Genomic DNA, 1402 nt, shown 5'->3' with positions numbered 1-1402 from the left:
GACTTGTCTCGAGATATGAACCTTCCCGTGCTTTTTAGAACATAGATGGCACCAGTCAGGTGACCATCGAAACGCAATACGCCACGGAAATGCTTCGGCATTCGGATGGTATGGCGAGCTTTCGCCGTCCACGTTTCTCTTTCTTCAAAAGGATATCGAACCATTGGTTTGCGCTCACGCACGTACCGCCCTTCGGGCTGTGCTCCGCGGGGGCGCCGGACGACCGGCGACGGCCTCTGGCCTGTATGGGAGAGCCTTCATAGGCTTGAAGTTCGGCGAGATGGGCCCGTAGCTCAGTTGGTTAGAGCACACGCTTGATAAGCGTGGGGTCGGAAGTTCAAGTCTTCCCGGGCCCACCATTTGCATTTGTAAGTGGCGGTTAGTTTGGGTTTACCTGATCCTGACGGTTTGCTGTCAGGTGTTTGCGATGGTTGGGGCTGTAGCTCAGCTGGGAGAGCACCTGCTTTGCAAGCAGGGGGTCAGCGGTTCGATCCCGCTCAGCTCCACCAATTCGCTTGGTGTCGAGACTGAGAGATATCCTTTGAAGAAATAAAAGTTTGCATCGATCGCTGATCGATGCCTGTTCTGCATACATTGTGAAGAGAAGATTGATCTGGAGGCTTCCAGGTGTTGGGTTTTGCCCTTTTGGGTTTAATTCGGCGTCCGAGCCCAGTTCTGTTGATCCTATGGATGGCCTAGCCGGCCGGATATAGGGGAAGGACTGGAGTAGGTAGGAAGCTTGTCGCTCTGGGTCGTTGTTGTTTGGTCATCTTTAGGGATGAGCATCTGACGGACGACTTGATTACCGTTGCCTGACCGCGCGGTATCGGATCCAATCTCGAGAAGCTGGTCTTAAGACAGGCTGCAAGTGGGCTGCTCGGCGTAGCTCCAATAAAGCAGACCTGTCGAACACGTCGATGGCATTGTTGGATTGACTGGGTTGTAAAAGGTAACCCGGTCTGTTGCCGTTTCTTTGAAGCGGGCAACGAGATGATGAGCATTGGCAATGAGAACGATTAAGTGTCGTAAGGGCATTTGGTGGATGCCTTGGCATGCACAGGCGATGAAGGACGTGATACGCTGCGAAAAGCCGTGGGGAGCTGCGAATGAGCTTTGATCCATGGATCTCCGAATGGGGCAACCCACCTTAAATACCTAGAAAATCTGTTTTGTTGCTTTCGTTGCGAGGGACTTCCTTCGTAGCGCAAAGCGCGTCGCCGGTTATCCGGCGCGCCGTCCGCAGGCCTTTGGCCGTGAGGACAAAACAGGTTTCTAGGTATTGTGATAAGGTATCTACACCTGAATACATAGGGTGTAAGAAGCGAACGCAGGGAACTGAAACATCTAAGTACCTGCAGGAAAGGACATCAACCGAGACTCCGCAAGTAGTGGCGAGCGAACG

The 1402-nt window shown here is 53.0% G+C and carries 1 protein-coding gene, 2 tRNA genes and 1 rRNA gene; 3 read left to right on the top strand and 1 reads right to left on the bottom strand.

What is annotated here, in order from left to right; translation table 11 throughout:
• Positions 1-182 (bottom strand): hypothetical protein (locus FHX14_RS32830; protein ID WP_210301196.1); only part of this gene is annotated, 182 nt, incomplete at its 3' end.
• A 100-nt stretch (positions 183-282) separates the two neighbouring features.
• On the opposite strand from FHX14_RS32830, the gene FHX14_RS32745 reads away from it, so the two are divergent.
• The 3 genes from FHX14_RS32745 to FHX14_RS32735 all read left to right on the top strand — a co-directional run.
• Positions 283-359, top strand: a tRNA-Ile gene (locus tag FHX14_RS32745).
• A gap of 74 nt (positions 360-433) precedes the next feature.
• A tRNA-Ala gene (locus FHX14_RS32740) sits at positions 434-509 on the top strand.
• 505 nt (positions 510-1014) lie between these two features.
• Positions 1015-1402, top strand: a 23S ribosomal RNA gene (locus tag FHX14_RS32735); the annotation flags it as partial.

Origin of the sequence: Rhizobium sp. BK619 (genome assembly GCF_014195245.1) — a bacterium.
Lineage (GTDB): Bacteria > Pseudomonadota > Alphaproteobacteria > Rhizobiales > Rhizobiaceae > Rhizobium > Rhizobium acidisoli.
Note: the sequence above shows the minus strand (reverse complement) of the source record. Positions and strands in the feature narration are given on the sequence as shown.